3 protein-coding genes and 1 pseudogene are annotated in these 3,256 nt (G+C 52.0%); 2 read left to right on the top strand and 2 right to left on the bottom strand.

What is annotated here, in order from left to right; translation table 11 throughout:
* Window positions 1-133: 133 nt before the first annotated feature.
* Complete coding sequence (locus BBW68_RS17430; protein ID WP_070133752.1) at window positions 134-373, top strand: sulfatase-like hydrolase/transferase; 240 nt, start codon at window positions 134-136, stop codon at window positions 371-373.
* A gap of 737 nt (window positions 374-1,110) precedes the next feature.
* Here BBW68_RS17430 and ompX read toward each other — a convergent pair.
* On the bottom strand, window positions 1,111-1,620 hold the full coding sequence (gene ompX, locus BBW68_RS01770) for an outer membrane protein OmpX (RefSeq protein ID WP_070133751.1): 510 nt from the start codon (window positions 1,618-1,620) through the stop codon (window positions 1,111-1,113).
* Window positions 1,621-1,984: 364 nt separating this feature from the next.
* On the opposite strand from ompX, the gene rhtA reads away from it, so the two are divergent.
* Entirely contained in the window at window positions 1,985-2,869 is an 885-nt protein-coding gene (gene rhtA, locus BBW68_RS01765; RefSeq protein ID WP_070133750.1) for a threonine/homoserine exporter RhtA, read from the top strand.
* Between the two features lie 236 nt (window positions 2,870-3,105).
* On the opposite strand, the pseudogene BBW68_RS20450 reads toward rhtA, so the two are convergent.
* Window positions 3,106-3,256, bottom strand: a pseudogene (locus BBW68_RS20450) (IS91 family transposase); the annotation flags it as partial.

Here is a 3,256-nt window from a genome sequence, read left to right as displayed (position 1 = left end):
AGTATGAGTGTGCCACTACACACCGTGGAGAGCAAATATCGGTCGATAAAGAGATCGACCACATGAACTAGCTGGCGACGCTGAAAGATAACTGGCACGTAACCTCGGTGAAGCCGCGCCAGCAGATCTACTGGTGGTGATCGGTGAAAGTGCCCGCCGCGATGCGCTGGGCGCATTCGGTGGCCGCTGGGATAACACGCCGTTTGTCAGCCAGCTCAAGGGGCAGTTTTTCACGCACTACACCGCAGCGGCTTCATCTACGCAAAAGTCACTCGGCCTGACGTTGACTCTGGGTTCAGGTAGTGGGCGGCACAAGCCGCAATACCAGAACAATATTATTACGCTGGTTAATCGCTCCGGATTCGATACCTAGTGGCTCTCCAACTAGGGGCAGATTGGTCAGTTTGATACGCCGATTGCCAGCATTGCCCGCCGGGCAAAGACGGTACACTTTTTGAAAGATGGGGATTTTAAAGCGGATAAAGTCACGCGCGATTAGGACCTGCTGAAGTTCATTTCTGAGGAGCTTGCCCGCCCGGTGGATCGCCCGCGCCTGCTGGTTTATCACCTAGTCTACTAACATCCGAAAGCCTGCGAACGCACGCGCGACCACTACCGCTGGAAACCTCCTGCTATCTCTACAGCATTACGCAGACCGACGCTTTTCTGCAGTAGCTGTGGCAACAGGTTGCACAGCAGCGGCATGAGCTTCTCGATGATCTATTTTTCCGTTTACGGGCTACACTAAAGGAGAAAGAGACTCGCAATGATTATCTGACCCACAACGATAAGTATCAGCCAGAATTTTGAGGTGCCGCTGTTTATCACTGCCAACGATGACAACCGTCACCAGCTGATACCTTCTGCACGCTCAATGATTTTCTGCTGCTGTTCTCCCAGTGGAGCGGCATTCAGGCGTGGAAAATAGCGCCGGGCTATCGGTTTGACTCCGCTGATAAAGCGCCACCGATTGAAGTGACCAACTTCAAGCTTCAGCGCCTGCCGTTCAGCCAGCTTCAGCAGGATCCGTTCGGAATAATAGATAACAAATCCGCCCCTTAGGACGGATTTTTCAGATCTGAACCAGTAAACGGTTCTGGCGATGACAACTTAGAAGCTATAACCTACGCCAGCAGTCCAAGTGCCAACGTCAACGCTGCGGATACGGCTCTGCTCGTAACCCACGTCCAGAGCGATGTCCTGGATTGGGTTGAACTGCAGGCCAGCACCGTAGGAGAAACCTACGTCACTTGAATCAGATTTTTCACGGTTTGGTTCGTTGTACTGGTTTTTGCCGTAGCCGATACCTACAACGCCGTAGATGCTTGCCCAGTCGCTCAGACGGTAAGCTGGACCACCAGTGATGCCGTAGTACTGGCCTTTTATGTAGTCGCCTGCGTCAGTACGATCTTTCTCTGTATAAGTGAAAGAGCCGATGTAGCCCAGTGCATCGCTGCCGTTTTCGTAGCGGTACTTCAGGTTGAAGCCGTTAGCTTTGTTAGCAACGCCCTGATAGTCGCTCTGCGCATAACCAGCAGATACGGTGCTTCTTGCCATTACTGAACCAGCAGATACTGCCAGTACGCAGGCCAGTGCTGAAAGACATGCAATTTTTTTCATAAACCACCTCGAATGTGAAAGTACTTCTTCTCCTGATAACGATGGAAATATAACAAAAGACAGCAAGAAACTCTGCCCTGATTTCATTGTCTAATAGAAATCTTGGTGTAACAGAAAGTTAATGATTCATTGTATCTCATTCTTTTTACTTATGAATATAAGTAAATCCTGCCGGGAAATTATCATTGTAAAAAAAGGTTCATTAAGATAATTCCTAATTGATTAGGACATTTCATTACCAGAATGACCCTATTTCACCCTTTCCTGACAATTTTTTGCCCGCTCACAGCGTTTTTTTTTCCGCCTTACAGTACACTGAGGCCGTCATTTTTATGTCACGGATCAATAAAGGCTGGAATACAGGATGTTCTTAACTCATGCAAAGCACGCTGTCTGGTTACCGGTTCTGGTACTTATCATTGCAATGACTTCTATTCAGGGAGGAGCCGCGCTGGCAAAAACCCTGTTTCTGACCGTGGGTGCGCAGGGTATCACTGCGCTGCGACTCGGGCTAGGCACCCTTATACTGTGCCTGATCTTCAAGCCTTGGCGTCTGCGATTCAGCCGCAGTCAGCTGGTACCGCTGGTAATTTACGGTCTGGCGCTCGGCGGGATGAATTATAGCTTTTATCTGGCGATCCGCACCGTTCCCCTCGGCATTGCCGTGGCGCTGGAGTTCACCGGTCCGCTGGTGCTGGCGCTCATTGGCTTGCGCCGCCTGCTGGATTTTATCTGGGTGGTGCTGGCGGTGCTCGGCCTTTACTTCTTACTGCCAATCGGTCATGACATCATTAGTGTTGATTCAGAAGGCGCGTTGCTGGCCCTTACCGCAGGCGCGCTGTGGGCGCTGTATATCCTTGCCGGGCAGCGGGCGGGCAGCCAGCACGGGCCTGCCACCGTCGCCGCGGGGTCGCTGATTGGTTCGCTGGTGTTTGTGCCGCTCGGGCTGATTTATGCCAATCCCGGAATCTGGACGGTCTCTTTAATTCCGATTGGCCTAGCGATAGCCGTGCTCTCCAGCGTCCTGCCCTATTCGCTGGAAATGGTGGCCCTGACGCGCCTGCCGGCTAGGACGTTCGGGACTTTAATGAGCCTAGAACCGGCGATGGCGGCCATTTCGGGCATGCTGTTTTTAGGTGAGCTCCTGAGCTTTGTACAGTGGCTGGCGCTGCTGGCTATCATTGCGGCCTCTGCGGGTTCCACCCTGACCATGCGCCCGTCGAAGCAAAAAATCGATCTAGTCAGTTAGTTAAGAGAATAAAAGGTTCATGGTTAGGAGATTGAATCGCCTCTTCTGAGAGCGCCCAACCATGAATGTCAGAACGAACTATCCCTTTGATGCGGCGCTCGTGCGTAGGTTTAAGTATGAAAATGCAGTTTTTGTCGTGTTTTTAACCGGAAAGCCATTTTTCAGGCACACTAATCCGGCTCAGGCATCCGCAACCATCGCTTTTTCTCCATTCCACGCAACCTTTCCGACAGTCATGCCATCGCCTGCGTTCCTGCCTGAGCGCCGGCAAAACGCAGTCGGCCCTTGCACAGGATGCACTGGTACGGGTCGGTACCCAAGAAGCCCTTTATCAGCACCGCAAACCCCGGCTTCTCCGGCTTTTTCCGCAGCATCATCTCCAGCGCT

This window comes from Candidatus Erwinia dacicola, assembly GCF_001756855.1.
GTDB lineage: Bacteria > Pseudomonadota > Gammaproteobacteria > Enterobacterales > Enterobacteriaceae > Erwinia > Erwinia dacicola.
The sequence above is the reverse complement of the archived record's forward strand: the minus strand, read 5'-3'. Positions and strand labels throughout refer to the sequence as shown.

Bases quoted from the DNA above. Each gene is read 5' to 3' on its own strand.
- rhtA (WP_070133750.1), top strand. From the start codon at position 1,985: ATGTTCTTAACTCATGCAAAGCACGCTGTCTGGTTACCGGTTCTGGTA.
- ompX (WP_070133751.1), bottom strand. From the start codon at position 1,620: ATGAAAAAAATTGCATGTCTTTCAGCACTGGCCTGCGTACTGGCAGTA.